The organism is Luteibacter sp. HAY1-4A (assembly GCF_056755355.1).
Window position 1 is genome coordinate 12,246 of sequence record NZ_JBNDHZ010000023.1, and the last position, 23,525, is coordinate 35,770.

The window sequence follows — 23,525 nt, forward strand, 5'->3', positions numbered from 1 at the left end:
GCCCCTCAGGGCCCCGAGGTTCCCTTGGACATCATCCTCGCCAATCCCCGCGGATTCTGCGCCGGCGTCGATCGCGCCATCGCCATCGTCGAGCGTGCCCTGGAATCCTATGGCGCGCCCATCTATGTGCGCCACGAAGTGGTGCATAACCGCTATGTCGTGGAGCGCCTGCGTGCCGACGGCGCGGTGTTCGTCGAGGAACTGCACGAAGTGCCGGACGGCGCCACGGTGATCTTCAGCGCGCATGGCGTGCCGAAGGCCGTGCGCGAAGAAGCCGACCGCCGCCGACTCAACGTGTTCGACGCCACCTGCCCGCTGGTGACGAAGGTACACATGGAAGTCGCGCGCCTCGGTCGCGCCGGCCACGACGTGGTGCTGATCGGCCACGCCGGCCATCCGGAAGTGGAAGGCACGATGGGGCAGTGGAACCCCGGCAACAGCGGCAGCATCTACCTCGTGGAATCGGTGGAAGACGTCGAGGCCCTGCAGCCGAAGCAGCCGGACAAGCTGGCCTTCGTCACCCAGACCACGCTGTCGGTGGACGACACCATCGCCATCATCGGCGCGCTGCGCGCGAAGTTCGCCACCATCGAGGGCCCGCGCAAGGACGACATCTGCTACGCCACGCAGAACCGCCAGGACGCCGTGCGCCGCCTGGCCGACGCCGTGGACCTGGTGCTCGTCGTCGGCTCGGTGAACAGCTCGAACTCGAACCGCCTGAAGGAACTGGCCGAGAAGCAGGGTGTCACGTCCTACCTCATCGACGGCGCCGAGCACATCGAGCGCAGCTGGCTCGAAGGCAAGTCACGCATCGGCGTCACCGCGGGAGCCTCGGCACCCGAGAAGCTGGTGCAGGAAGTCATCGCCCGCCTGCAGTCCTGGGGTTCCGGCATCGTCCGCGAACTGGACGGCGAGGCCGAGAACATCACCTTCGCGCTTCCCAAGGAACTGCGGATGGCCGGCTGAAGCCGGCCCGCATCTTCTAAGCGGCGTCCACGGGACGCCGCTCCATCTATTGCAGGCGCACGCGATGCATGCGCCTGCCCTCGATCAGCCCAGCTTCGCGATCGCTTCGGCCACGCCGCGGCCGTAGTCCGGATGGCAGGCCGTGCAGTTGGCGATGTGCCGCTGCACCACCTGCTCGGACGCGCCCTTGATCGCCCTTGCCGTGTTGCCGAACAGAGCCTCGCGCTGGGCCGGCGTCATCATTTCGAAGAGCTTGCGCGGCTGCGAGAAATAATCCGTGTCCTCGCGGTGGTTCCAACGCTTCGCCACGGCTTCGCCGAGGTCCAGCGGTGGCTCCGAGTAATCCGGCTGCGCCTGGAGTGCGCCATAGCTGTTCGGCTCGTAGCTGGTGGACCCGCCGCCGTTGCCGTCGACGCGCATCGCGCCGTCGCGGTGATAGGCGTGGACGGGGCAGCGCGCCGCGTTGACGGGGATCTGCGCGTAGTTCACACCGAGCCGGTAGCGCTGCGTGTCGCCGTAGGAGAACAGCCGGCCCTGGAGCATCTTGTCGGGCGAGAAGCCGATGCCCGGCACGATAATGGCCGGCGCGAACGCCGCCTGCTCGATGTCCTGGAAATAGTTCTCAGGATTGCGGTTGAGCTCCATCACGCCCACTTCGATCAGCGGGTAGTCGGCGTGCGGCCACACCTTCGTGAGGTCGAACGGGTTGTAGGGCGTGTTCGCGGCTTCGGCCTCCGGCATCACCTGGATGTACATCGTCCAGCGTGGGAACTCGTTGCGTTCGATGGCCTCGTACAGGTCGCGGTGATGGCTCTCGCGATCGTGCGCCACCACGGCGGCCGCCTCGTCGTCGGTGAGGTTCTGGATGCCTTGCTGCGTCTTCAGCGTGAACTTGACCCAGAAACGCTCGTTGTTGGCGTTGATGAAGCTGTACGTATGGCTGCCGAAGCCATGCATGTGCCGGTAGCTCTTCGGCACGCCGCGCTCGCTCATCACGATGGTGACCTGGTGCAGTGCCTCGGGCAGCAGGGTCCAATAGTCCCAGTTGTTGTTGGCGCTGCGCAGGCCCGTGCGCGGGTCGCGCTTGATGGCGTGGTTGAGGTCCGGGAACTTGAGCGGATCGCGGATGAAGAACACCGGCGTGTTGTTGCCGACGAGGTCCCAGTTGCCTTCCTCGGTATAGAACTTCAGCGCGAAGCCGCGGATGTCGCGCTCCGCGTCAGCGGCGCCGCGCTCTCCCGCCACCGTGGAAAAGCGCGCCATCATCTCGGTGCGCTTGCCCACCTCGGAGAAGATCTTCGCGCGCGTGTAGCGGGTAATGTCGTGGGTAACGGTGAATGTGCCGAACGCACCCGCGCCCTTGGCATGCATGCGCCGCTCGGGAATCACCTCGCGGTCGAAGTGGGCAAGCTTCTCCAGGAACCACACGTCCTGGAGGAGGGCGGGCCCACGCGGTCCCGCGGTCATGGTGTTGTTGTCGTCGACGACGGGAGCGCCGAAGGCGGTGGTCAGCTTGCTCATGCTCGTACCTTGCAGGGGAAGAGGGCGCGGATGCGCGGGTGACGGAACGGTAAGCGCGGGCCGCCGATTTGGGAAATTCATTCTCACGACTGAGTCGATAGGTGTCGGCTATCGATGATCGATCCGTCTGTGCGCGGGCGATGATCGCGTCGGGGGCGGCGGGGCGGCTTGGAAGATCTTCCGCCGCCATGGCGCGCGCGCCGCGCTGCCTGGGGACGTGCCCGCCGGATCGGCGGCGCCCCCTTCTTGCGCACCGCCGCCTGGTCCCCTAGAATTCCGCTTCTCGCCGGAATAGCTCAGTTGGTAGAGCGCGTCATTCGTAATGATGAGGTCGTAGGTTCGATTCCTATTTCCGGCACCACGAACTAGTCCAAGGGCGTCCACACGAGTCCACAGGCAGCAACTAAACCAGCGGAAATGCTGGTTTTTTTGTGCCCAGACGTACAAGGCCGTCCACCCGCATCCATCTCAGTGTGTGAGTACCGATGTGAGTACAGTCCGCGAAATCGTCCTCGCCGGGATTCTGTACTCACGTGCCCGCGCTGACCGCCGTCCGCATTCGCTCCCTGAAACCGCGCCCGAAACGCTACCGTGTCGCCGGCAAGGCAAACCTGCTGGATATTGGCCACAATCCAGAGGTGGCGCTCCAGGAGGCGTAAAAGGAACGCGATCGTCAGCGCTCTGCTCGCGCAGGTCGCCGCGGATTCCACTCGATAGTGTCACCCCTCCTCAACGAGGAGGGGTTCAATGGCGACTAGATCGAGCGGCATCCGCCGCACTGTGAAATGGTTGGAGCGCGCGGCCTACAACCACCTCCAATAACATGCCTAAACCCCAAAAAATGACGCAGGCATGGGTTGGGCTTCGACACACCAAAGGCTGTCGTGATGTGGTGAACTTGCACCGACGAAGGACGTAATATCGGCGCATGAGGAAGGGGAAGCGTCAATGAGGCTTATCTTAGATCCGACCCCTGTTGCGGGTCATCCGGTATATCTCGATTGGTCGTTTTGGGCCGTCGTCGTCGCGACTCTCGCGCTTGTTCTTTCCCAGTTACCGCCGTTGGTCACGTTGTTTAGGCGTGGGAGCCTTGATGTTTTCGTTCATAAGATTGTTGCCATTACCCACAAAGTGGGAAATCCGAATCTAATGACTTTCGTGGCCATCTCCCATCGCGGCGGTAGAGAGGTGCAAATTGATCATATGCACGCAGTCCTGAGAAGGGACGGTGCTCAGCTCGTCGATTTAGATGCACAAGGATACTTTGAGAGACAAGCAGATCAGAACTCATTGCTCTTTGTCCCCTTTCGTTTAAAGGCTAAGGGGCGCTGGGCACACGTTGTTGCGATCCATAATGTGCTGAGCCGTCAAGCAGATAAAGATTTTCGGAAAGCGCTTTCAGTCCTTCAGGCCGACATCGAACAGAAATTGAAAGCTAGACCAATCGACGATAAGAACTTGGTCGTGGCTGACCCGAACAATGTGCAGTTTTTTCTTGACCTCTTCGAACAGCAATTTGTATGGACCCCGGGCGAGTACGAGCTGGACCTGATAGTGACGTGTATACCTGCGGCATCGTCCGTTACAAAGCGGTATCGTTTCACGCTTTTTGAGTCCGATACAGAAGACCTAAGGCGCCACGTGGAAGATTACAAGTACGGTGGTGGTGGTATTACATTCGAATCGGACAAGACGTTCAGGGCTTTCATTCCGTTGCAGCCACGCGATTGAGCTACGCGGCATATTGCTTGTCGCGAGAAGAGTGATGAGCGCATCGATCAATACTTGGATTTCGATATCGACCCTGGCTTCTATTCAATTCTAAACTCGAATCGTAGATCGTTGCCCCGCTACTCATTGAGCTGAGCGGCCCCTCCCCTGGCAGGGGGATGAAATCGGGCTTCGCTCCAAGTTCGAGCTCAGGGTTGCCGCCAGTTGCGCGCAATGGATGACCTCGGTACATGACTGTCGCTTGGTGCGATGGTCAGATTGATGTGGGTGAGCAAGTCGGTTGCCGGGCTCAAGGAACCGGCGGCCATGCCGATATCCAAAGGGACCAAGAGGGGGCGAAACAAATGCCGAGACCGCTGAAATGCTTCGACAAGTCGGCGCCTGCCGATGCTCCGCCGGTCACGGTGCCCAAAGCGGAGGCAACAGGTATACCTGCGGCAGATCAGGCGGTTTGTGATCAATTCCTGATGCTGCACCACGCGAGTAATGCGGCGGTGGCTGGTCGTTACGTTGTAGCTGCCGACGAGATATTGAGCTTGTTTCTCTACATGACTTTACCCGGCCTTTGGAGGGTGGTGCCCATAATTATGGCGGTCATCGGGGCAGTGTATGGCGTTGTTACATTTGTCTCCGAATTGAATGCGATGCATCCGTGAGGCGCTCGATCCGTAGGTGAAAGAGCCTCTAAAAACAGTCATTGCGGGGCCGCACGGCCGCATTCATCACGGTGCAAATCTCTGGAAGCGCCTACGCGCTGTCGGTACTTCTAAAGGATGTGGCTATGTCGTGCGCTGCCCTCTCACCTTCGGCAGCACTACGGCCACGGCTACGCGGCTGTTCTCACGTGCCACGGTGGGCGTCGCCTGTGCGGTGATTGATGATGTAGAACATCCAGTGTGGGGAGGCCGCAAATGAAATTACTACAGGAGGCGAGGTCCAGGTGGCTATGTGGCAATTTTCTGGCCGCTTGTTATCGCCGCTCGCAAGCGGCGCCTGCTCAGGGCTGGCTTTTTTTTCATCAATTTACACATGACGAAAAATAAAGGGCCTCCACCGTTGCAGGCCGTTTTAAGTGCCTAATGCCCGAAGTTGGGCTAGAGTCAACGAGTATCGATTAACAGTCAGGCGTTTTCGCAGTAGATTACTTCGGCGATTCGTCATCAACCTCGGCGATGGAGGCTCCCAAGAGACCTCGCTTCAACGACTTTGCGCTAACTGTCCCAACATTCGTTGTAGAGATCAGGTCTGCCAACGAAGATCCAATGCGCCGCTTGTTCATCGCTGCAAGATATTCCACGATTGTCGGATCAACCGACGGTTCCGAACGACTAACTTCCAGCTTCTGGATTCGGGAGGACAGTCCGTGGACCAAGCCGAGAACTTCGTCGAGTTTATCCCCGTCGGTGCGTGGCGCGGTGGGAACTGGGGCATTTGTGGTCTCTATTATCTGCTGTAGTTTCGTTTCGAAACTGACCCAGTGCGCCTCCACGGAGGCGTCTACTATTGCGCCGTCCAATGGCTCGCTCGTCGCGAGATTCACAGTATGAGCAAGCTGTCGCATCCCCTCGAAATCGCGTCCCGTAGCGTTGAACTGGCTCAGCGGCATTCTTAGGTCTGAGGCGCTCATATCGATGAGAAGCGGGATCACCCGGGACTGCGGAAGCCCTTTGGCAAGGGCGCCGGCCTCAAACAGAAGCCACGGCGCATTGACGTTCTCAGTTGTAATGCAAAGGATTCCGACGTTGGTCTCGCCTAGGACGCTACCGATCTCTCCAGCCCAAAGGGCGCCGCGGTCGATGCCGGTGGATACCCACGGCTTTGACGCCTGGATCACTGTCTTGAGCCAACCCTTTAGCAGATCCGCAACCTGTCGCGACCGGTCGCCAGACCAACTGATGAAAACTCGCATGATTGTCCCCGAACTGGGGCCATTCGGCCCCTTGAAAACCGTTGGCCTCATCCTAGCTCTACCAACAAGACAGGATCAATGAGCCGCGAGGTAACTACCGGTAACAAGTTAAATTATCTTGCAACGTGCGGGACTAAAGTCGCTCAGTCGCTGGCCCTTCTTGCGGAGAACGGAGTTTACATACCTCCTCTCGCAGCAGGCCTCCGACATCCGCCCTAAAGTGTGTGGGATGGCGCGCACTGACCTGAGCGGCCATCGCTTGGCTCAGGCTCTCGGCATTTCATGGGTCACAGAGGCAGACAGAAAAAAGGCGTCCTATGAGCCTTTATGCTTCGAAGCCTGTTTGGTCGGACCGCAGCGCAAACGGCGTCGTATTCGGCTCGAGCTTAGCTTCGGCTAGCTGGTGTCCGCCTCCCTCTCTGGGCGTAAACCGGAACGAGAAGGCACCCTTCGGGTGTCTTTTTCTCGATCTGGATGGCCAGAACAAGCTGCGAAAATTGTGCGTAGGGTTGTGAATGCGTTTCAGCTCAGTATAATCCACTTCTTGGTGCCCAGCAGCTATAGGGTCTCGTCGGACCCCGTTTCCGGCACCATCGATTTCCCCTCCCGAACTGCCGGCGCGCGGTCCCGGAGGAAGCAGAAAAACCCGCTCACGCGGGTTTTTTTGTGTCCGCTACGCGAGGCCCAGCGCTGCCGCGAGTTCGTTCATGGCCGGCGCTTCGTGCCATGTGGGTATCCCGGGAGGAATGACGAGCCAGGCCTGCTTGCGGCGCGTCCACATGTGGGCGACGCAATCGAGCTCATGGCTGCGGTCTAGCGTGCCGGCACGGAGCACCGCGAAGCCGTGGCCGCTGTTCGTGTTGTAGACCCGGGTGTGGCAGGTGGGGCAGATGCGTTGCCGCGACACGCGGCCCGACGTGCCCTCCAGTTCGTAGACGACGAGCTCGCCCGTGATCGTCAGCGCATCGGCGGGCAGGATGCAGCTCTGGCTGAAGGCCACGCCCGTCCATGTCTGGCAATCCAGGCAATGACACGCGTAACTGGGCGGAGGCGTGTCCGTGGAAAGCGTATACCTGACCTGTCCGCAGCGGCAGCCGCCGGTGACTGTACTCAAGGGGCAACTCCGGGCTTGAGGGAAAGATGGATTGCGCCGAGGATACTGAAATGGATACTCCCGCATTCACCGCCATCGCCACACCACGGCTGTGCCTCGACAGGCTCGTGCCCGCCGACGCCGCCACTCTTTTCACCTACCGGGGCGACGCCGCCGTGGCGCGCTTCCAGGGTTGGAAGCCGGTCGATCCGGTCGAAGCCGAATCCTTCATCGACAGGCAATCCGCGCAGGCGTTCGCAGAGCCCGGCAGCTGGTTCCAGCTCGCCATCCGCGAGCCCGAAACGCGGGAACTGATCGGCGACCTCGGCATCCACTTTCCCGGCAGCCACCTCGATGCCATCGAGTTCGGCGTTACGTTGAGGCCGGATAGGCAGGGGCGAGGCTATGCGCGGGAGGCCATGGCCGCGATGATCGACCTCGCTTTCGGCGCGTGGGGGTATCGGCGCGTCGTGGGTTCCGTGGACCCCCGCAATGTCGCCAGCGTCGCGCTGCTGCGCTCGTTGGGTTTCCGGCAGGAAGCGCACCATGTGGAGAGCTACCTGATGCGCGGGGAATGGACGGACGACCTGGTGTTCGCGCTGCTGGCGCGCGAGTGGAACGCGGATGGGCAAGGCGGGGCAGGAGGCGGGAGCCGATAGCCGGCGTCGCGATCCTGCGGCGGGCCAACCACTCCGGGACGGTATTTCGAGTCCGAAACCGCTAGGCGGCCGCCAGGCGCGCCATCGCAGCGGCGGTGGGTGGCGACAGGTGGCGGAGCGGGGCGTCTGGAATGAAGCGCCAGTCGCCAAGGCGTCGCGGCAGGCGGGCGGACGCGTAGCGTTCGCGAAGATCGCGAATGGCGTCTTCCGGAATATCGTACCGGCCGACCTCGAGTTCGTCGCGAAGGGCCCTCCAGCGATGGCCGTGGCGAACGATGCGAAACGCGGCCTCGGTGGAACTGAAAACATACTGCGCGAGCACGGACGATCTCCCAATTCAGTCCGCTTATTCTCCGCGCGATTTCGTGACCGCTCCGTTATACGGAGGCGACGCCGACGTGTCCGTGAGGCACGTGGCGTCGTGTCGGTCGAGCCCGGTTCAGTCTGGCGCTTTCGCCGGGACGAAGGGCGATACCGGATCGCTGGCCGGGAAGGTCTCCTCCAGCGCGTGGTCCTGGTTCTCGTCGGCGTGCTGCTTACGCTCCTTCTTCTCGATCTCGCTTTCCTTGTGCTTCGGCTGGCCGTGGTCGGGGTGTTTTACGTCCTGGCGGTCGTGGGTCATGGTGAAGCCTCCTGCATATGGGGGACGGGACCATGGAGCAACGGAGACCGTGAATTCCGGGTAGTGGGCAAGTGGATGCCGCCCGTCGGCGTTTTCTGACCGCTAGTCGGCTTAGACTTGCCCGGGCCGGCGTTCGGGCCGATGCTCCAGCGTGCCGGATAGGGTCCGGCGACGGGGGTTCAGGGTGATTCATCGGATATCGCGCGGGCGCGTTGACGGCGTCTCGCTCATCGAAGTCATGGTCGCGGTCCTGGTGTTCAGCATCGGGCTGCTGGGCATTGCGATGCTGCAGATGCGCGGCGCGCAGTTCACCAAGGAATCCGGCTCCCGGACCAGCGCGATCATCCTCGCGCGCAGCCTCGCGGAGTCGATGCGGGCGAACCCCAAGGGAGCGATCCCCACTTCCGGCGACAGCGCCTATCTCTACGACGGCACGACCACGTACACCGATGCCGACTGCGCGTCCACGACCCTGGACACGCCGACGGCGGTCGCCAAGCGAGACCTGGCCTGTTGGCAGCGTGCGCTGGCGAAGAGCCTGCCGGCACCCGCCGCAGGCCATAGCGTGGCGACCGTCACGCGCGACGCGAACCTCGGGACGCTCATCATCAAGGTGTCCTGGGCGGGTGTTGCCGACGACGAAAGCAGCGACGCTACCCAGACTTACAGCTTCAGCTACCTGCAATGAGGAGCGATCGAATGCCGCTTTCCGGTCGGTCCAACCGCGGCTTCTCGCTGGTTGAACTCATGGTTTCCCTGGTGATCGGCCTGATCGTCGTCGCCGGGCTCATCAGCGTGCTCATGGCGAATCGGCAGGCGTTCACGCTCCAGCAGAGCAACAATTTCAACCAGGAGAATGTGCGGTTCGCTGCGTCGCGCCTGGCCTGGTCCCTACGCATGGCGGATTTCTGGGGTGGTGTGAAGCCGAACGTCATCGCTCCCACCACCCACCTGACAGGCATCGGCGGCGCCGGCTGCGACGCGGCGTGGGTGCTGAATGTGGGGCCCGGGAAGCAGAACGGAATCTTCGGCTACGACGGGGGCGATACGTTCCCCATCGCCGATTGCGTCGACGATGCCAACTATGTGAAAGGCTCCGACGTCGTGGTCGTCAGATATGCCGATACCACGGGCTACGACCCCAACAAGGGTCCGGACACACCGGCGTTCGATTCCACCGACCCTAACGTGGTGCCCAACCAGACGAGCATCTTCGTGGTGTCGGGCGTGGGCCAGCAGGCCGCGCTCTTCCGCCGCGACGACGCGGTGCCCAAGTCCACGTTGACGACGGCCACGGGCCGGTATGTCTATCCGTTCCAGCTCGAAATGTACTACCTCCGACCGTGTGCCGATCCGGGTGCCAACGGTATCTGCGATGCGAGCGACGACGGCGGCACACCGTCGCCTTCCCTGGTACGCATGCGCCTGGATGCCACCGGCGCGCCGCTTTCCGAGGTGGTCGTCGACGGGATCGAGCAGCTTTCGTTCGAATATTCCTGGTTAGCCGGGCCGGACGAGGAACATCTCCAGCCGGTGCCGTTCGCCAAGGCCTCCGACACCCAGTGGCCGACGGTGACGCAGGTCCGCGCCAGCTTCGTGGCCAGGTCGACCACGCGCGATACCCGCGTTCCCCATGGCGACACGTTCGTCGTCTCGCCGCATTGCGCGTACACCATCGCAAAAGACGGAGCGGTGACGTATCCGGATACCACGGACACCAATCTCTGCAAGGACCAGCCGGCAGGCACGTACGGCGACAACCCTCAGCAATACACACGAACCTTGAACTCCCAGGTCGTGCTGTTGCGTAACCGGGTAAGAGGATGACCATGCGTACCTATTCCGCACCCGCCGCGCAGCGCGGCATCGCGCTCTTCATCGGGCTTATCTTCCTCCTGGTGCTTTCCATCGTGGCCGTCATGGCCATGAAGGGCACACTGGTGGAAATGCGCATGGTCACGAATTCCGCACGGCATGAAGCGGCGTTCGAAGCTTCCGAAGCCCTTCGGGCCGTGCCGATCACGCTGTTCGACGAACACGTGTTCGCGCGCGGCTGGCCGTCGTCGTTCAACGGCGACGTGCCGGATTCCGAATTCACCTATTCGTCCGATATTCCCGCGGGCATGCTCACCAAGGTGAAGGCCTCGCTGCAGAACGACTGTTCGGGCAAGGCGTCGCTCTTCTTCGGCACGCTCCAGCCAGCTTGCGGCGATCTGCCGAAGGAAACCCTGTACGACGCCAGCACCTGGCATCCCGACATGGTGATCGGCATATGCGACACGTCTAGCGAGTCCTGCAGCGCGGACGTGGACGCGAAGGTGGCGGTGGTTCCCGACGGCACCGTGATGAAGGAAGGCGCGGGTGGTGCGCAGGCAGCGGGTTACCGCGGTTTGGGCATCGGCGCTGCCGCGGGCGGTGCCGAGATGTATTTCGAAGTGAAGAGCGTCGCCACCGCGCCGGGTAATGGCGCGGCGACGACGCATACGCAATACCAGCAGACGATCCGCAACTGATCGCGTCCAGGACAGCCCGATGATCACCTTCCGCTTGAACCGCCACGGATTCCTGCTCGGCGCACTCGTCGCGTTCCTGGGTGCTGGCTTCGGCACGGCCCCGATGGCGAGCGCCACGGCCATCTCGAGCTCGCTGCAACAGGCGAGCGCCTATGCCGTCGACCCGCCGCTCGGCGTCGCCGGGGCGGCGCCGCTGGTCATGCTGAACCTGTCGCGCGACCACCAGTTGTTCTACAAGGCGTACAACGACTTCTCCGACCTCAACGGCGACGGTGCGCTCGACACCACGTACAACAATAGTCTGACGTATGCCGGCTATTTCGACTCGACGAAGTGCTACGCGTACTCGAACAACATGTTCGTGCCGAAGAGCATCACCACGAATCATTACTGCACGAGCCAGTGGTCGGGCAACTTCCTGAACTGGGTCACCATGACCCGCATGGACGAGGTGCGCAAGATTCTCTACGGCGGCCTTCGCTCCACCGATACCAGCGATACCACGGTGCTCGAGCGCGCGCATCTGCCGATGGATGCCCACTCGTTCTCCAAGTTCTACAACGGCACGGATATCGCCAAGCTCACGCCTTACAGCCCCTCGATCACCCGTCCGACGCAGACGTTGACCAAGAGTTCGAACTACGTCTACAGCAGTACCACGACGCTTGGTGAGAACAATACGTCGTACACCCTTCTCCGCTTTATGGGTTTGGACGGTACCCTGAAGATTCAACAGGGCGACCAGATCCGAATCTCGACCAGCGACTCCAACGGCACCCTGATCCTCGATGCTCCCGTGCGCTTCTACAATGACGCACATGTCGACAGTAACGGGAACACGAGTAATGCCGACAAGACCTACATCCAGAAGGCAGCCACGAACAGGGTGGAGCTTCGCGTGCAGGCAGGAATGTTCAGCGGTACGAAAGTCGGTACGTCAGCTTGCAATAGCGTGTCGACCTGCATGGCGACGCTCGTGGGAATCAGTACATGGAACATGACCAATCTGACCCGGACGGGTATCAGTTTCTGTAATACGACGCCGCAGGGCAGCAAGAACAATATGTCGCAGGGGGACGACGCTGCGCCGCGGCTTCGTATGCAGACGGGCGATATGTCGCTATGGGGCTCGAACGAGAGTCTTCAGTGCCAATGGGCTGAGAACAAATCAAATTCGCAGAGCGGCTTCGACGACGGATTCCTGAGCAACGGCAACCGGGCCGCCTTTTCCGGCCTCGGCGCGTCCGCCGAGAATCCCAGACAAGCGAACGGCACCAGCGGTACCGACTGGGCCGAGCTCAATGTGCGCGTCCAGGTCTGCGTGGCTGGCCTGATTGGTAATGAGAACTGCAAGAAGTACCCGAACGACCAGGCGACCAGCCCGATCTACAAGCCCGTCGGCCTCCTGCAGAAATATGGGGAGTCGGGCAACATCAAGTTCGGCCTCGTCACGCCCAGCTTCGACAAGAATGCGTCGGGCGGCGTGGTGCGCGCGGCCCTTCCCGGCCCCGACAAGAACTCCGGCGACTTCATCGACAACGAAATCGACGCGGCTACCGGCGTCTTCAAGACGACGACGGACGCCAAGGGCATCATTTCGAACATCAATGCCTTGCGCATTTACGGATACCAATACGGTTCGGGCAACAACTACGGCAACGGCAACGGTTGTACCTATCAGCAGGTAGGTATCACCTCCGACTCGACACAGGCAGGCAAGAACGGCCTCGTGGCGGAGGGCAACTGTTCGTCGTGGGGCAACCCCATGGCCGAGAGCTACATCGAAACGCTGCGTTACCTGTCCGGCGGCAAATCGCCCAATCCTTCCTTCGTGCCGACCTCGACGGGAACGACGGAAGACGCGACGCTCGGCCTGACCGCGGTCACCAGCTGGACCAGCCCGATCACGGAAGCCAACTTCTGCGCGGCGCTGAACGTCATCAATTTCAATGCGAGCTCGCTTTCCTACGATACCGACCAGGTGTCCGGATTCGACGACCTCAACACGAAGAAGTCGGTCGGTAGCTGGACCAATCTGGTGGCGACGGGCGAGGGCATCACCGGCAAGAGCTGGTTCGTCGGTAATGCGCCGGGGACCACGACGGGCGTCGACCTCTGCTCCGCAAAGGTGATCAGCGATCTCTCGGGCGTGCAGGGCATTTGTCCGGAAAGTCCGGCGCTGAAGGGCGGTTACCTGATGGCGGGTGCGGCTTACGGAGCGCATATCAACCGTATCCGCGACCTCGGCAACGATCCGAAGACGGGCGACCCCATCGTGCCGGTGGAAGATCGCACCTCGCTGAAGGTCACGACGTTCGGTGTGCAGCTTGCCACCAATACACCGCAGATTCGCGTCTCGGTTCCGGGCGGCGGCGGCAAGGTCGTTACGATCATTCCAGCCTACCGCCTGACCCTGGGCACGGGCGTTGGCGGTGGCGCGCTGGTCGACTTCAAGGTGCTCGATCAGCGGGTCACCACGATCAACGGTGTGGCAACCGCCACCGGCAGTTTCTACGCCGACTGGGAAGACAGTTTCGCCGGCGGCGACTACGACCAGGACATGTGGGGCATCATCAGCTACGCCATCACGAGCGATTCGGTAAAGATCACGACCAAGCCGGTGGCGGCCTCGACGAACAATGGCCAGGGCTTCGGTTACATCGTCTCGGGCACCACCAAGGACGGCCCCCACTTCCATTCGGGCATCTACAACTTCAACTACACCGATCCGACGTCGCCGACGATCGTCGATGCCAACGGAAATACGCTCAACAGTACCGACACTAGCAAGAAGATCAACGCGAGCGGCGGCTGCCGGAACTGTACGGTCAGCGATCCGGCGACTACCGGTGTCTACGCGGTCGGTAGCAGCGCGGCGGGTACGCTGCAGGATCCGCTGCTCTATGCCGCCAAGTGGGGCGGGTTCCGTCTGGATACGTCGAAGGCCGATGGCACGGATACGCCCGCCAACGACCTCGATCCGCTGGACACCAGCAAGTGGGATGCGGACAAGGACGGCATTCCGGACAACTATTTCCTCGTGACGGACCCGGGCAAGCTCGAGACCTCCCTCGATGCGCTGTTCCGCAAGATCCTCGCCAAGATCGCATCCGGCACGGCGGCCGCCACGGTGGCGACGAGTGCCAACGGCACCGGTGTGACCTACCAGGCGTTGTACGAAGCCGAGCGGACCGACAACTCCGGCAAGCGGGCCACGTGGTCCGGTTCCCTGTCCGGTCTTTGGACCGACCAGTTCGGGCTATTGCGCGAGGACGGCAACCATAACGGGCAGCTCGACGATTACGTCACCGATCCGGTCATCCAGTACATCTACCAGGCGGGCGGGCAGAAGACCGTGGCGACCCGCTTCACCAGTACCGACCCGGACACTTTCGTTCCGGGCACCGGCACGACGATCGAACTGGCCGACATCCGCTCGCTCTGGAATGCCCGCAATCTCCTGTGGGATCCGGAACTCAAGACCAACTTGAAGCGCGACTACACCACCGCCTTCAGTGATGCCTCCGGCCGTTACATCTTCACGTGGATCGATGCGAACCGGAATGGCAACGTCGATGCGGGCGAGGTGCAGCCGTTCGCCTGGGACAGCGCGGGCAGCACGTCGTTCAACGCGAACAACTATCGCTTCCTCAACACCGACAACGCAGCGGAGGCACAGAACATCGTCAGCTGGATCCGCGGTACGGAAGTCACGGGTCTGCGCAACCGCACGGTGGATTACGGTCCTGACGCCAGCCTGGTCGGGCGTGTGGCACGCCTGGGCGATATCGTGAACTCGACGCCGCTGGTCGTCAGCGCCCCCGCCGAAGCATACGACCTGCTGTACAACGACACGTCGTATTCGGACTTCCGCAACACGTACCGCAATCGCCGCCAGATGGTGTACGTCGGTGCCAACGACGGCATGATTCATGCCTTCAATGGCGGTTTCTACAACACCAGTTGCCAGCGGTTCACCACGCAGCCGACCAATGCCATCTGTACGAAGGACACCCCGGACGCCACCGGTACGGTGACGGTGGCCCGTACGGCACATCCGCTGGGCGGCGAAGTGTGGGCCTACGTGCCCGGCAATCTGCTGCCGCATCTGCGCTGGCTGGTCGATCCAAACTACAAGCATGTCTATTACGTGGACGGCAGCCCACTCGCGTTTGACGTGAAGACCTTTCCCAAGGATGCCGACCACGTCGAAGGGTGGGGCACGGTGCTCGTGGTGCCGTTCCGCCTCGGTGGAGGCACGATCAGTGTGCCTACCTCCACCGATCCGAAGACGCCCAATACCTTTACAGGTGAATCCGCCTACGTGGTGATGGACATCACCAATCCCGAGAAGCCGCCGCGCGTCCTGGCGGAACTGAGTTTCCCGGGCGCGCGCACGACGTCGCAGCCGGCTTTGGCGGTAATCCGCGACGTGCCGACTGGCGATCCGAACCAGTTCTACCTGGCCATCGGGTCCGGTCCGACCGACGCGAAGCGCGTGGCGTCGAGCGCTAACTTGCGCGTCAAGATCTACAACATGAAGGACTTGACGGCATCGGTGCCGGTGGTGTCGCCGACGACCATCGACCTTGGTGCCAGCGATACGAAGGCGACGAAGAGCTTCGCCGGCGATCTGATCGCGTCGGACTTCAACCTCGACGGAAAGGCGGAGGCGATCTATTTCGGCAGTGTCTACGACCGGGGAACCAACGAGTACGGCGGGCACTTCTGGAAGATCGCGATCAACGGCCAGCCCGACGCGACGAAGTGGGGCACGGCGACGGGTACCGGGAAACTGCTGGACCTGACTGCGACGGACGCGCCCGACGGCCTGCCCGTGACGATCCGCCCCACGCTGGGCCGGAACGATCGCGGCGCGCCCATGGCGTTCTTCGGCACGGGGCGTCTCTTCACGACGGCGGACAAGACGACCGCTGCCCAGCAACGGATCTTCGGCATCATCGATACGTCGCTTCTCACGGCGGACGACCCGCAGGGGAAGACGGCGGTGACGATGGGCAACCTGGTCAACGTCACGAACTTCAATATCTTCGGCGATAAGTCCGTCACCGGCATTCCCACCGACAGCACCCTCGTACCGAAGGATACGAACACATTCGATGCCTTGTCGGCGGTGTTCGACAGCCCGTCCGTCGCGGGCTGGTACCGGAACCTGCAGGTCAATGGACAGAACCCTTCGGAGCGCGTGGTAAGCGCGCAGGCGCTGCTCGGCGGATTGCTGCTGACCACGACCTACGTGCCCGGCACATCGATCTGCACCGGCCTGGGCAATGCCTACCTTGTGGCCAACAACTACAAGACGGGTACGGCCGATCCCGGGGCGGCGATCTTCGGTACCGGTTCCGGTGGGCGCATCAACGAAACCACATCGCTTGGCCAGGGCCTGCCTGCGCCGCCGAGCCTGCATTCGGGCAGCGCCGGTGAAGACCGGAACGGCAGCAAGAAAATCACGGCGTGCACGCAGACGTCGACAGGTGCCATCGTGTGCAAGGATGTGGCTACGCTGAAACCCGTGACCAGCGGCGAAACGTCCTGGCGCGAGCCACTGGGAGGCAAATGATGATCGGTAGAAAACAGCAAAGGGCTTCCGGGGGCTTTACGCTCATCGAGCTGGTGATCGTGGTCCTCATCGTGGCCATCCTCGCCGCCGTCGCCATCCCTTCCTACCGGAAGTACGTCATCCGCTCGCATCGGGTCGATGCACAGGCGGCACTGATCGACCTGGCCGCGCGGCAGGAGCGGTACTTCTATTCGAAGAACGCGTACACGGACGACCTTGCCAACCTCAATGCCACGAGCGCGATGGCGGGCGACCGGTATGAGATCGGCGTGGCCGTCGCGACAAGCACGGCCTTCCGCGTGGAAGCGAAGGCCCTGAACGATCAGGCGGCGCACGATCCGGATTGCCAGACGCTCACGCTCAACAACCTCGGCGCCCAGGGTTCGACGGGAACGAGGGCGAACGATCCGGCGTGCTGGAGCAAATGATGAAGACGTCGCTCGGGCCCTGGCTTGCCTCCTTCCTTCTTGCGACGGCGGGCGCGGCCGCGGCGCAATCCGTGAGCGTATACAAATGGACGGACGCCTCGGGAACGGTGCACTACACCGACCAGCCGCCTCCGCAGGGACGCAGCGCGACGCGGGTGACCGTCAAGGGCGGAACGGAGGCGGTGGCCACGCCTGCCGCTACGCCGCCTGCCAACGACGCCAAGCTCGACCAGGCGGAGTCGGCCGCGAATACCCGCAATTGCGACTCGGCGCGGGCGAATCTCGCGACGTTGTCGAGCGGCTCCATGCTCGTCGACAGCACCGATCCCACGGCCTCCCGCCGGCTGCGGCCGGATGAGGTCGAGGCAGCACGCAGGACGGCGCAAGCCGATGTGGACACATACTGCGGCGCGGGGAAGAAATGATGGGCCGCCGGCACTCATTCGGGTTCACGCTCATCGAGTTGCTCGTGACGGTGACGGTTCTTGCCGTCCTGGCAGGACTCGCCGCGCCGTCGTTCATCGACTTCATGCATCGCAACCAGGTCGCTTCGCAGAGCAACGCGTTCCTCGGTGCGCTGCGGCTCGCAAGAACCACGGCGATCACCCGCGGAACATTCGTCTCTATCTGCCCGACGCTCGATGCGGCCGTGGATAACCCCGAATGCGCGGCGTCCGCGGATTACGCCACGGGTTACCTCGTCTATACCTCCACCGCTCCGGCGAAGGGGTTCGCGGCCGGGGACGAACTGATCAAAGTGTCGCAGGCCACGCCGGCTGTTTCGCTGCGCGCGCCGAGCGCCAACAAGGTGCTGACGTTCAGCGCGAGGGGCGCCTCGACCGCCGGCACGGTGAGCCTGCTGCTTTGCGCACGTCGAGGCAGCGAGGCGATCGGAGAGAGCACCTTGCGCGTCTCGGGCAGGCGGTTCGACATACAGGCCTCGGGCAGGGCGGGTTTGGTGGAACTCCCTACGAGTGCCAGTCCCGACGCGGCGGCCGGGTACTGCACGCCGGCCTCGTGAGGCGATTGACCGGGTCCGCGAAGGCCTGTAAGATCCGCGGCTCGCGATGGGCGGTTAGCTCAGCGGTAGAGCACTGCCTTCACACGGCAGGTGTCACAAGTTCGATCCTTGTACCGCCCACCATCGATTCCGAAAAACCCGGCCCCGCGCCGGGTTTTTTTTCGGGTGTACTCCCGTTTTCCGCTAAGCCTCCATCCAGCGTGGCCGTCTAGAATGGGCGACCTCGCACGCCCCCGGACACCGCCATGCATGAAGCCCTTGCCGATCTCCACCTCCTGACCCTTACGCCCTGGAAGATCATCGGTCTTCTCGGCACCCTGCTGTTCACGGCGCGCTGGTTCGTGCAGTTCTATGCCACGAAGAAGAACAAGAAGGTCACCGTGCCGATGTCCTTCTGGTACCTGTCGGTCAGCGGCAGCGTGCTGACCCTGGCCTATTTCATCTGGGGCAAGAACGACTCGGTGGGCATCATCCAGACGGCCTTCCCGATGCTGGTGTCGTTCTACAACGTGTTCGCGCACCTGCGGCACAAGGACAGGCAGGAAACCGTCAAGCCGGGTGGTCCCGAGGACTAACCCTTGTGGGAGCCGGCTACGCCGGCGATCCCGCGGCAGCGGGCAAGGTTGCCGCGCGCATCCATCGCCTCTGAAGCGGCTCCCACACAAAACTGATCAATCCGGGTCGTAGTCCAGGTACGGTGCCAGCCAGCGCTCGGCTTCCGTGCGGTCCCAGCCCTTGCGCTTCGCATAGTCCTCCACCTGTTCGCGGGTCAGGCGCCCCACGACGAAGTACTGGCTGTCGGGGTGGGAGAAGTACCAACCCGACACCGCCGCGGTGGGATACATAGCGAAGCTGTCGGTGAGTTCGATGCCGGTGTGCCTGGTGGCATCCAGCAGGTCGAACAGCGTGCGCTTCTCGGTATGTTCGGGGCAGGCCGGATAGCCCGGGGCGGGGCGGATGCCGCGGTAGGCCTCCGCGATCAACGCCTCGTTGTCCAGGGTTTCTTCCGGCTCGTAGCCCCAGAACTCCTTGCGCACGCGCTGATGCATGCGCTCGGCAAAGGCTTCGGCGAGGCGGTCGGCCAGGGCCTTCAGGAGAATGGCCGAATAGTCGTCATGCACGGCTTCGAAGCGCGCCACGTGCTCGTCGATACCGATGCCGGCCGTGACGGCGAAGCCGCCGATCCAGTCGTCCACGCCGCTGTCGCGCGGCGCCACGAAGTCGGCGAGACAGAAGTCCGGACGTTCCACGGGCTTGTCGGCCTGCTGGCGCAGATGGTGCAAGATGGCGACCGGCTTGCGCCTGGCGGTTCCCGGCTCGGCATAGACCTCGATGTCGTCGCCGTGCTGCGCCGCTGGCCAGAAGCCGATCACGCCGCGGGCGGTGAGCCACTTCTCCGCGACCATCTTGTCCAGCATCGCCTGCGCGTCGGCATAGAGTTCGCTTGCCTGCGCGCCGACGACCGCGTCGGTGAGGATCGCGGGAAACTTGCCCGCCAGCTCCCAGGCGTTGAAGAACGGCGACCAGTCGATGTAGCCGCGCAGTTCCGCCAGGTCGTAGTCGTCGAACACCGTGATGCCGGGCTTGCGCGGCACCGGCGGCCGATAGGCCTGCCAGTCGCCCCGGAAGCGCTGCTCGCGCGCCTTCGCCAGCGGTACCAGTTGCTTGCCCGTGCCGCGATTGCGGTGCCGCTCGCGCACTTCGGCGTACTCGGCGCGGACCTTCGCCATGAAGTCGTCCACAAGGTCCTTGCTGACCAGCGACTGTGCCACGCCGACGGCGCGCGAGGCGTCCTTCACCCAGACCGTGGGCGACTTGTAGTGCGGCTCGATACGCAACGCGGTATGGGCGCGCGACGTCGTCGCGCCGCCGATCATCAGGGGTACGTGGAAGTCCTGGCGCTGCATCTCGCGCGCCACCTGGCTCATCTCTTCCAGCGACGGCGTGATGAGGCCCGACAGGCCGATGATGTCCGCGTTTTCCGCGCGTGCGGTGTCGAGGATCTTCTGTGTGGGCACCATCACGCCGAGGTCGATCACCTCGAAGTTGTTGCACTGGAGCACCACGCCCACGATGTTCTTGCCGATGTCGTGCACGTCGCCCTTCACGGTGGCGAGCACGATCTTGCCGTTGTTCTTGCCCGCATCGCCGGAGATGCGTTTTTCTTCCTCGATGTACGGGATGAGGTGCGCCACCGCCTTCTTCATCACGCGCGCGGACTTCACCACCTGGGGCAGGAACATCTTGCCCGCGCCGAACAGGTCGCCGACCACGTTCATGCCCGCCATGAGCGGACCCTCGATCACGTCCAGCGGACGGCGTGCGGCGAGCCGGGCCTCCTCGGTGTCTTCCACCACGAACTGGTCGATACCGTGCACCAGGGCGTGGCTCAGCCGATCGACCACGGGCTTTTCGCGCCATGCGGCAGTCTCCACGGCCACCTCGCCCTTGCCGCCCTTGTAGCGGTCGGCGATCTCCAGCAGGCGTTCGGTGGCGTCGGCGCGGCGATTGAGCACCACGTCTTCGACGCGCTCGCGCAGTTCCTCCGGCAGGTCGTCGTAGATGGCGAGTGCACCCGCATTGACGATGCCCATGTCCATGCCCGCGGCGATCGCGTGGTAGAGGAACACCGAGTGGATCGCCTCGCGCACCGGGTTGTTGCCGCGGAACGAAAACGACACGTTCGACACGCCGCCGGAAACGTGCGAGGAGGGGAAACGCTTCCTGAGTTCGCGCGTGGCCTCGATGAAGTCCACCGCGTAGTTGTTGTGCTCCTCGATGCCGGTGGCGATGGCGAAGATGTTCGGGTCGAAGATGATGTCTTCCGGCGGGAAGCCCAGTTCGTCTACCAGCAGCTCGTAGGCACGCGAGCAGATCTCCACCTTGCGTTCCTTCGTATCCGCCTGGCCGGCTTCGTCGAAGGCCATGACCACCACGGCCGCACCGTACTGGCGCACCTTGCGCGCATGCTCGAGGAAGGCCGCCTCGCCTTCCTTCATCGAGATGGAATTGACGATGCCCTTGCCCTGCATGCAGCGCAGCCCGGCCTCGATCACGCTCCATTTCGAGGAGTCGACCATGATCGGCACGCGGGCGATGTCGGGCTCGGACGAGATGAGGTTGATGAAGCGGGTCATCGCCGCTTCCGAGTCGATCAGGCCCTCGTCCATGTTGATGTCGATGATCTGCGCGCCGTTTTCCACCTGCTGGCGCGCGACCTCCACCGCTTCCTCGTAACGGCCTTCCTTGACCAGCTTGCGGAACTGCGCCGAGCCCGTGACGTTGGTGCGCTCGCCGACGTTGATGAAGTTGAGGTCCGGCGTGAGGACGAGGGGCTCGAGGCCGGAAAGGCGCGTATATCGAATGCTCATGCGGCTTGCGCGAAGTCCTTGATGGCACGCGGCGGGTAAGGCGCCACGGCGGCGGCGATGGCCGCGATATGGGCGGGCGTCGTACCGCAACACCCGCCGACGATGTTGATAAGGCCGTCGGCCGCGAAACCACGAATGGTTTCCGCCATGCTCTCAGGCGTCTCGTCGTATTCGCCGAACGCGTTGGGCAGGCCGGCGTTGGGGTGCGTGCTGACGGCGCTGCCGGCGATGCGCGCGAGCATCTGCACGTGCGGACGCAGGTCCTCGGCACCCAGCGCGCAGTTCAGGCCCACGGACAGCGGCTGGATATGCTCCACCGAATAGAAGAACGCTTCGGCGGTCTGGCCCGAGAGCGTGCGGCCCGAGCGGTCGGTGATCGTGCCGGAGATCATCACGGGTACGCGCCCGCCCAGCTCGTGGAAAAGCTCGCTCAGGGCGAACAGCGCCGCTTTCGCATTCAACGTGTCGAAGATGGTTTCCACCATGATCGTATCCGCGCCGCCCTCGATGAGCGCGCGGGCGGATTCGATGTAGTTGGACTTCAGTTCCTCGAACGAGACGTTGCGGAAACCCGGGTCGTTCACATCGGGCGAAATGGACGCGGTGCGGCTGGTAGGCCCGAGGACGCCGATGACAAAGCGCGGCCTGTCCGGCGTGCGCGCGGTCATCGCGTCGCAGGCCGCGCGGGCGATGCGTGCGCCTTCGCGATTGAGTTCGGGCACCAGGTGTTCGAGGTGGTAGTCCGCCTGGCTCACGCGCGTGGCGTTGAAGGTATTGGTTTCGATGAAGTCCGCGCCCGCTTCGAGGTACGCGTTGTGCACACCGCGGATGATCTCCGGCTGGGTAAGCAGGAGCAGGTCGTTGTTGCCCTTCAGGTCGCACTCGCCCGGATGGTCGTGACCGTGGTCGTGCGTGCTGTCGTTGCCGCCCGCGAAGCGCTCGCCCCGGTAGCCGGACTCGTCAAGCTTGTGCCCCTGGAGCATGGTGCCCATGCCGCCGTCGAGGATCATGATGCGTTCGGCCAGGCCCTTCTGCATAAGGGCGACGCGATCAGGGTGAAGCCAGGGTAGTTGGCTCATGGGGCACGCTCCGTGGTGGGCTTGCGGGCAAGCAGGCTGATGACTTCGAAATGCGGCGCGCGGCGCTCGCGGCTCAGGCGTTCGCAACTGACCACCTCGAGCCCGGCCTTCCTGGCCATGGCGGTGAGGGCGTCGCAGGTGAAGCCGAGGTTGCGGTGGTCGAACGGCTCGACGACGGCGCGATGGTCGTGCTCGCCCAAGGTGGAAGCGAGCACCCGGCCCCCGGGCTTGAGTACCCGGGCCACCTCGTCGAACACCTTCTGCGGTTCGCTCGAGTAGGTGAGGGCGTGCAACAGCAGCACGAGGTCGAACTGCCGGTCGCGCAGGTCGAGCGCATGCATGTCGCCAGTGCGCACGTCGACGTTGGCGAAACCGGCAAGGCGCTGTCGCGCCGCTTCCACCACGCGTTCCGAGCTGTCGATGCAGACGATCGAATGCGCATGCGGGGCCAACAGTTCCGCCGTGACGCCGTCGCCGGAGGCGATGTCCAGCACGTCGCCCGTGGCGAGCAACTGGAGGAGGGAGCGCGCCAGCGTTTCCCATGTGCGGCCAGGCGAGTAATGGCGCTCCATGTCACCGGCCACGGTATCGGCCCAGCCCTCGGCGCGCGCACGCTGGGCCAGCACCGCGGGCAGGCGCTCGGCATCCTCGCGGAGCAGCGCGTCGCTGAGCGTGTCGCGCAGGGAAGCCACAAGCGCGGCGAGCGTCGGGTCGGCCTCGGCGTTGGCGCGATAATAGGCGGACACGCCGGCGCGCCGGTCGCGCACCAGCTCGGCTTCCTTCAGCTTGGCAAGATGGGTGGACACGCGCGGCTGGGCCAGGTGCAGCACGGCAGCCAGTTCCGCCACGGTCAGTTCCTCGCGATCCAGCAGGGCAAGGAGGCGGACGCGGGTGGGATCGGCCAGGAGCCGGAGCGCCGTGGAGGCCGTGGACAGGTCCATCCAACATCCTTATATCGCGATACAGAGATACGAAGGATGCGGGCAGCGTCGGCGGCCGTCAAGGCCGCATGTTGCAGTGCACGGCGGCAA

The 23,525-nt window shown here is 63.2% G+C and carries 21 protein-coding genes and 2 tRNA genes; 15 read left to right on the top strand and 8 right to left on the bottom strand.

What is annotated here, in order from left to right:
- The first annotated feature begins 24 nt into the window (after nt 1-24).
- A complete protein-coding gene (gene ispH, locus ACPYOD_RS09615; RefSeq protein ID WP_481301521.1) occupies nt 25-966 on the top strand; it encodes a 4-hydroxy-3-methylbut-2-enyl diphosphate reductase in 942 nt (313 codons plus the stop codon).
- An 84-nt stretch (nt 967-1,050) separates the two neighbouring features.
- On the opposite strand, the gene ACPYOD_RS09620 is transcribed toward ispH, so the two are convergent.
- Nucleotides 1,051-2,487: a catalase gene (locus ACPYOD_RS09620; protein WP_481301522.1), complete on the bottom strand. Its 1,437-nt coding sequence runs from the start codon at nt 2,485-2,487 to the stop codon at nt 1,051-1,053.
- A gap of 285 nt (nt 2,488-2,772) precedes the next feature.
- Between ACPYOD_RS09620 and ACPYOD_RS09625 the strand changes: the two genes are divergently transcribed.
- The 4 genes from ACPYOD_RS09625 to ACPYOD_RS09640 all read left to right on the top strand — a co-directional run bounded on the left by ACPYOD_RS09625 (nt 2,773) and on the right by ACPYOD_RS09640 (nt 4,874).
- Nucleotides 2,773-2,848: transfer RNA gene (locus ACPYOD_RS09625), tRNA-Thr, on the top strand.
- Nucleotides 2,849-3,020: 172 nt separating this feature from the next.
- Nucleotides 3,021-3,146 (top strand): hypothetical protein, encoded by a 126-nt coding sequence (locus tag ACPYOD_RS09630; protein ID WP_481301523.1) that lies wholly within the window; start codon nt 3,021-3,023, stop codon nt 3,144-3,146.
- Between the two features lie 289 nt (nt 3,147-3,435).
- The gene (locus tag ACPYOD_RS09635; protein WP_481301524.1) at nt 3,436-4,218 is read left to right on the top strand and encodes a hypothetical protein; all 783 of its coding nucleotides are present in this window, start codon (nt 3,436-3,438) and stop codon (nt 4,216-4,218) included.
- Nucleotides 4,219-4,448: 230 nt separating this feature from the next.
- Nucleotides 4,449-4,874: a hypothetical protein gene (locus ACPYOD_RS09640; RefSeq protein WP_481301525.1), complete on the top strand. Its 426-nt coding sequence runs from the start codon at nt 4,449-4,451 to the stop codon at nt 4,872-4,874.
- A 485-nt stretch (nt 4,875-5,359) separates the two neighbouring features.
- Here ACPYOD_RS09640 and ACPYOD_RS09645 read toward each other — a convergent pair whose 3' ends face one another.
- Both ACPYOD_RS09645 and ACPYOD_RS09650 read right to left on the bottom strand, forming a co-directional pair.
- Nucleotides 5,360-6,127, bottom strand: coding sequence for a hypothetical protein (locus ACPYOD_RS09645; RefSeq protein WP_481301526.1), 768 nt, complete (start codon nt 6,125-6,127; stop codon nt 5,360-5,362).
- A 673-nt stretch (nt 6,128-6,800) separates the two neighbouring features.
- Nucleotides 6,801-7,241 carry a GFA family protein gene (locus ACPYOD_RS09650; protein ID WP_481301527.1) on the bottom strand — a complete coding sequence of 147 codons (441 nt, stop codon included), beginning with the start codon at nt 7,239-7,241 and terminating at the stop codon, nt 6,801-6,803.
- Nucleotides 7,242-7,291: 50 nt separating this feature from the next.
- Between ACPYOD_RS09650 and ACPYOD_RS09655 the strand changes: the two genes are divergently transcribed.
- Nucleotides 7,292-7,879, top strand: coding sequence for a GNAT family N-acetyltransferase (locus ACPYOD_RS09655; RefSeq protein WP_481301528.1), 588 nt, complete (start codon nt 7,292-7,294; stop codon nt 7,877-7,879).
- Between the two features lie 61 nt (nt 7,880-7,940).
- On the opposite strand, the gene ACPYOD_RS09660 is transcribed toward ACPYOD_RS09655, so the two are convergent.
- Nucleotides 7,941-8,201, bottom strand: coding sequence for a hypothetical protein (locus ACPYOD_RS09660; RefSeq protein ID WP_481301529.1), 261 nt, complete (start codon nt 8,199-8,201; stop codon nt 7,941-7,943).
- Nucleotides 8,202-8,318: 117 nt separating this feature from the next.
- On the bottom strand, nt 8,319-8,501 hold the full coding sequence (locus tag ACPYOD_RS09665; protein ID WP_481301530.1) for a hypothetical protein: 183 nt from the start codon (nt 8,499-8,501) through the stop codon (nt 8,319-8,321).
- A gap of 184 nt (nt 8,502-8,685) precedes the next feature.
- Between ACPYOD_RS09665 and pilV the strand changes: the two genes are divergently transcribed.
- The 9 genes from pilV to ACPYOD_RS09710 all read left to right on the top strand — a co-directional run bounded on the left by pilV (nt 8,686) and on the right by ACPYOD_RS09710 (nt 18,619).
- Nucleotides 8,686-9,189, top strand: coding sequence for a type IV pilus modification protein PilV (gene pilV, locus ACPYOD_RS09670; RefSeq protein ID WP_481301531.1), 504 nt, complete (start codon nt 8,686-8,688; stop codon nt 9,187-9,189).
- Between the two features lie 11 nt (nt 9,190-9,200).
- The gene (locus ACPYOD_RS09675) at nt 9,201-10,328 is read left to right on the top strand and encodes a PilW family protein (protein WP_481301532.1); all 1,128 of its coding nucleotides are present in this window, start codon (nt 9,201-9,203) and stop codon (nt 10,326-10,328) included.
- A 2-nt stretch (nt 10,329-10,330) separates the two neighbouring features.
- Nucleotides 10,331-11,014: a pilus assembly PilX family protein gene (locus ACPYOD_RS09680; RefSeq protein ID WP_481301533.1), complete on the top strand. Its 684-nt coding sequence runs from the start codon at nt 10,331-10,333 to the stop codon at nt 11,012-11,014.
- Nucleotides 11,015-11,033: 19 nt separating this feature from the next.
- The gene (locus ACPYOD_RS09685) at nt 11,034-16,595 is read left to right on the top strand and encodes a pilus assembly protein (RefSeq protein ID WP_481301534.1); all 5,562 of its coding nucleotides are present in this window, start codon (nt 11,034-11,036) and stop codon (nt 16,593-16,595) included.
- The gene (locus tag ACPYOD_RS09690) at nt 16,595-17,023 is read left to right on the top strand and encodes a type IV pilin protein (protein WP_481301535.1); all 429 of its coding nucleotides are present in this window, start codon (nt 16,595-16,597) and stop codon (nt 17,021-17,023) included. Before ACPYOD_RS09685 ends, ACPYOD_RS09690 begins: the two co-directional genes overlap by 1 nt.
- Nucleotides 17,023-17,448, top strand: a complete 426-nt coding sequence (locus ACPYOD_RS09695) for a DUF4124 domain-containing protein (protein WP_481301536.1) — start codon at nt 17,023-17,025, stop codon at nt 17,446-17,448. The genes ACPYOD_RS09690 and ACPYOD_RS09695 overlap by 1 nt, the downstream gene beginning before the upstream one ends.
- Entirely contained in the window at nt 17,448-18,044 is a 597-nt protein-coding gene (locus tag ACPYOD_RS09700) for a GspH/FimT family pseudopilin (RefSeq protein WP_481301537.1), read from the top strand. Before ACPYOD_RS09695 ends, ACPYOD_RS09700 begins: the two co-directional genes overlap by 1 nt.
- 48 nt (nt 18,045-18,092) lie before the next feature.
- A tRNA-Val gene (locus ACPYOD_RS09705) sits at nt 18,093-18,167 on the top strand.
- A 122-nt stretch (nt 18,168-18,289) separates the two neighbouring features.
- A complete protein-coding gene (locus ACPYOD_RS09710) occupies nt 18,290-18,619 on the top strand; it encodes a lipid-A-disaccharide synthase N-terminal domain-containing protein (protein ID WP_448102108.1) in 330 nt (109 codons plus the stop codon).
- 96 nt (nt 18,620-18,715) lie between these two features.
- On the opposite strand, the gene metH is transcribed toward ACPYOD_RS09710, so the two are convergent.
- The 3 genes from metH to ACPYOD_RS09725 are packed head-to-tail and all read right to left on the bottom strand — an operon-like array spanning nt 18,716 to nt 23,435.
- A complete protein-coding gene (gene metH / locus ACPYOD_RS09715) occupies nt 18,716-21,415 on the bottom strand; it encodes a methionine synthase (protein WP_481301538.1) in 2,700 nt (899 codons plus the stop codon).
- The gene (locus ACPYOD_RS09720) at nt 21,412-22,494 is read right to left on the bottom strand and encodes a homocysteine S-methyltransferase family protein (protein WP_481301539.1); all 1,083 of its coding nucleotides are present in this window, start codon (nt 22,492-22,494) and stop codon (nt 21,412-21,414) included. Before ACPYOD_RS09720 ends, metH begins: the two co-directional genes overlap by 4 nt.
- Nucleotides 22,491-23,435 carry an ArsR/SmtB family transcription factor gene (locus ACPYOD_RS09725; protein WP_481301540.1) on the bottom strand — a complete coding sequence of 315 codons (945 nt, stop codon included), beginning with the start codon at nt 23,433-23,435 and terminating at the stop codon, nt 22,491-22,493. The genes ACPYOD_RS09720 and ACPYOD_RS09725 overlap by 4 nt, the downstream gene beginning before the upstream one ends.
- Nucleotides 23,436-23,525 lie beyond the last annotated feature (90 nt).

Bases quoted from the DNA above. Each gene is read 5' to 3' on its own strand.
- ACPYOD_RS09620 (WP_481301522.1), bottom strand. From the start codon at position 2,487: ATGAGCAAGCTGACCACCGCCTTCGGCGCTCCCGTCGTCGACGACAAC.
- ACPYOD_RS09635 (WP_481301524.1), top strand. From the start codon at position 3,436: ATGAGGCTTATCTTAGATCCGACCCCTGTTGCGGGTCATCCGGTATAT.
- ACPYOD_RS09640 (WP_481301525.1), top strand. From the start codon at position 4,449: ATGACTGTCGCTTGGTGCGATGGTCAGATTGATGTGGGTGAGCAAGTC.
- ACPYOD_RS09645 (WP_481301526.1), bottom strand. From the start codon at position 6,127: ATGCGAGTTTTCATCAGTTGGTCTGGCGACCGGTCGCGACAGGTTGCG.
- ACPYOD_RS09655 (WP_481301528.1), top strand. From the start codon at position 7,292: ATGGATACTCCCGCATTCACCGCCATCGCCACACCACGGCTGTGCCTC.
- ACPYOD_RS09665 (WP_481301530.1), bottom strand. From the start codon at position 8,501: ATGACCCACGACCGCCAGGACGTAAAACACCCCGACCACGGCCAGCCG.
- ACPYOD_RS09675 (WP_481301532.1), top strand. From the start codon at position 9,201: ATGCCGCTTTCCGGTCGGTCCAACCGCGGCTTCTCGCTGGTTGAACTC.
- ACPYOD_RS09680 (WP_481301533.1), top strand. From the start codon at position 10,331: ATGCGTACCTATTCCGCACCCGCCGCGCAGCGCGGCATCGCGCTCTTC.
- ACPYOD_RS09685 (WP_481301534.1), top strand. From the start codon at position 11,034: ATGATCACCTTCCGCTTGAACCGCCACGGATTCCTGCTCGGCGCACTC.
- ACPYOD_RS09690 (WP_481301535.1), top strand. From the start codon at position 16,595: ATGATCGGTAGAAAACAGCAAAGGGCTTCCGGGGGCTTTACGCTCATC.
- ACPYOD_RS09695 (WP_481301536.1), top strand. From the start codon at position 17,023: ATGAAGACGTCGCTCGGGCCCTGGCTTGCCTCCTTCCTTCTTGCGACG.
- ACPYOD_RS09700 (WP_481301537.1), top strand. From the start codon at position 17,448: ATGGGCCGCCGGCACTCATTCGGGTTCACGCTCATCGAGTTGCTCGTG.
- ACPYOD_RS09710 (WP_448102108.1), top strand. From the start codon at position 18,290: ATGCATGAAGCCCTTGCCGATCTCCACCTCCTGACCCTTACGCCCTGG.
- metH (WP_481301538.1), bottom strand. From the start codon at position 21,415: ATGAGCATTCGATATACGCGCCTTTCCGGCCTCGAGCCCCTCGTCCTC.
- ACPYOD_RS09720 (WP_481301539.1), bottom strand. From the start codon at position 22,494: ATGAGCCAACTACCCTGGCTTCACCCTGATCGCGTCGCCCTTATGCAG.
- ACPYOD_RS09725 (WP_481301540.1), bottom strand. From the start codon at position 23,435: ATGGACCTGTCCACGGCCTCCACGGCGCTCCGGCTCCTGGCCGATCCC.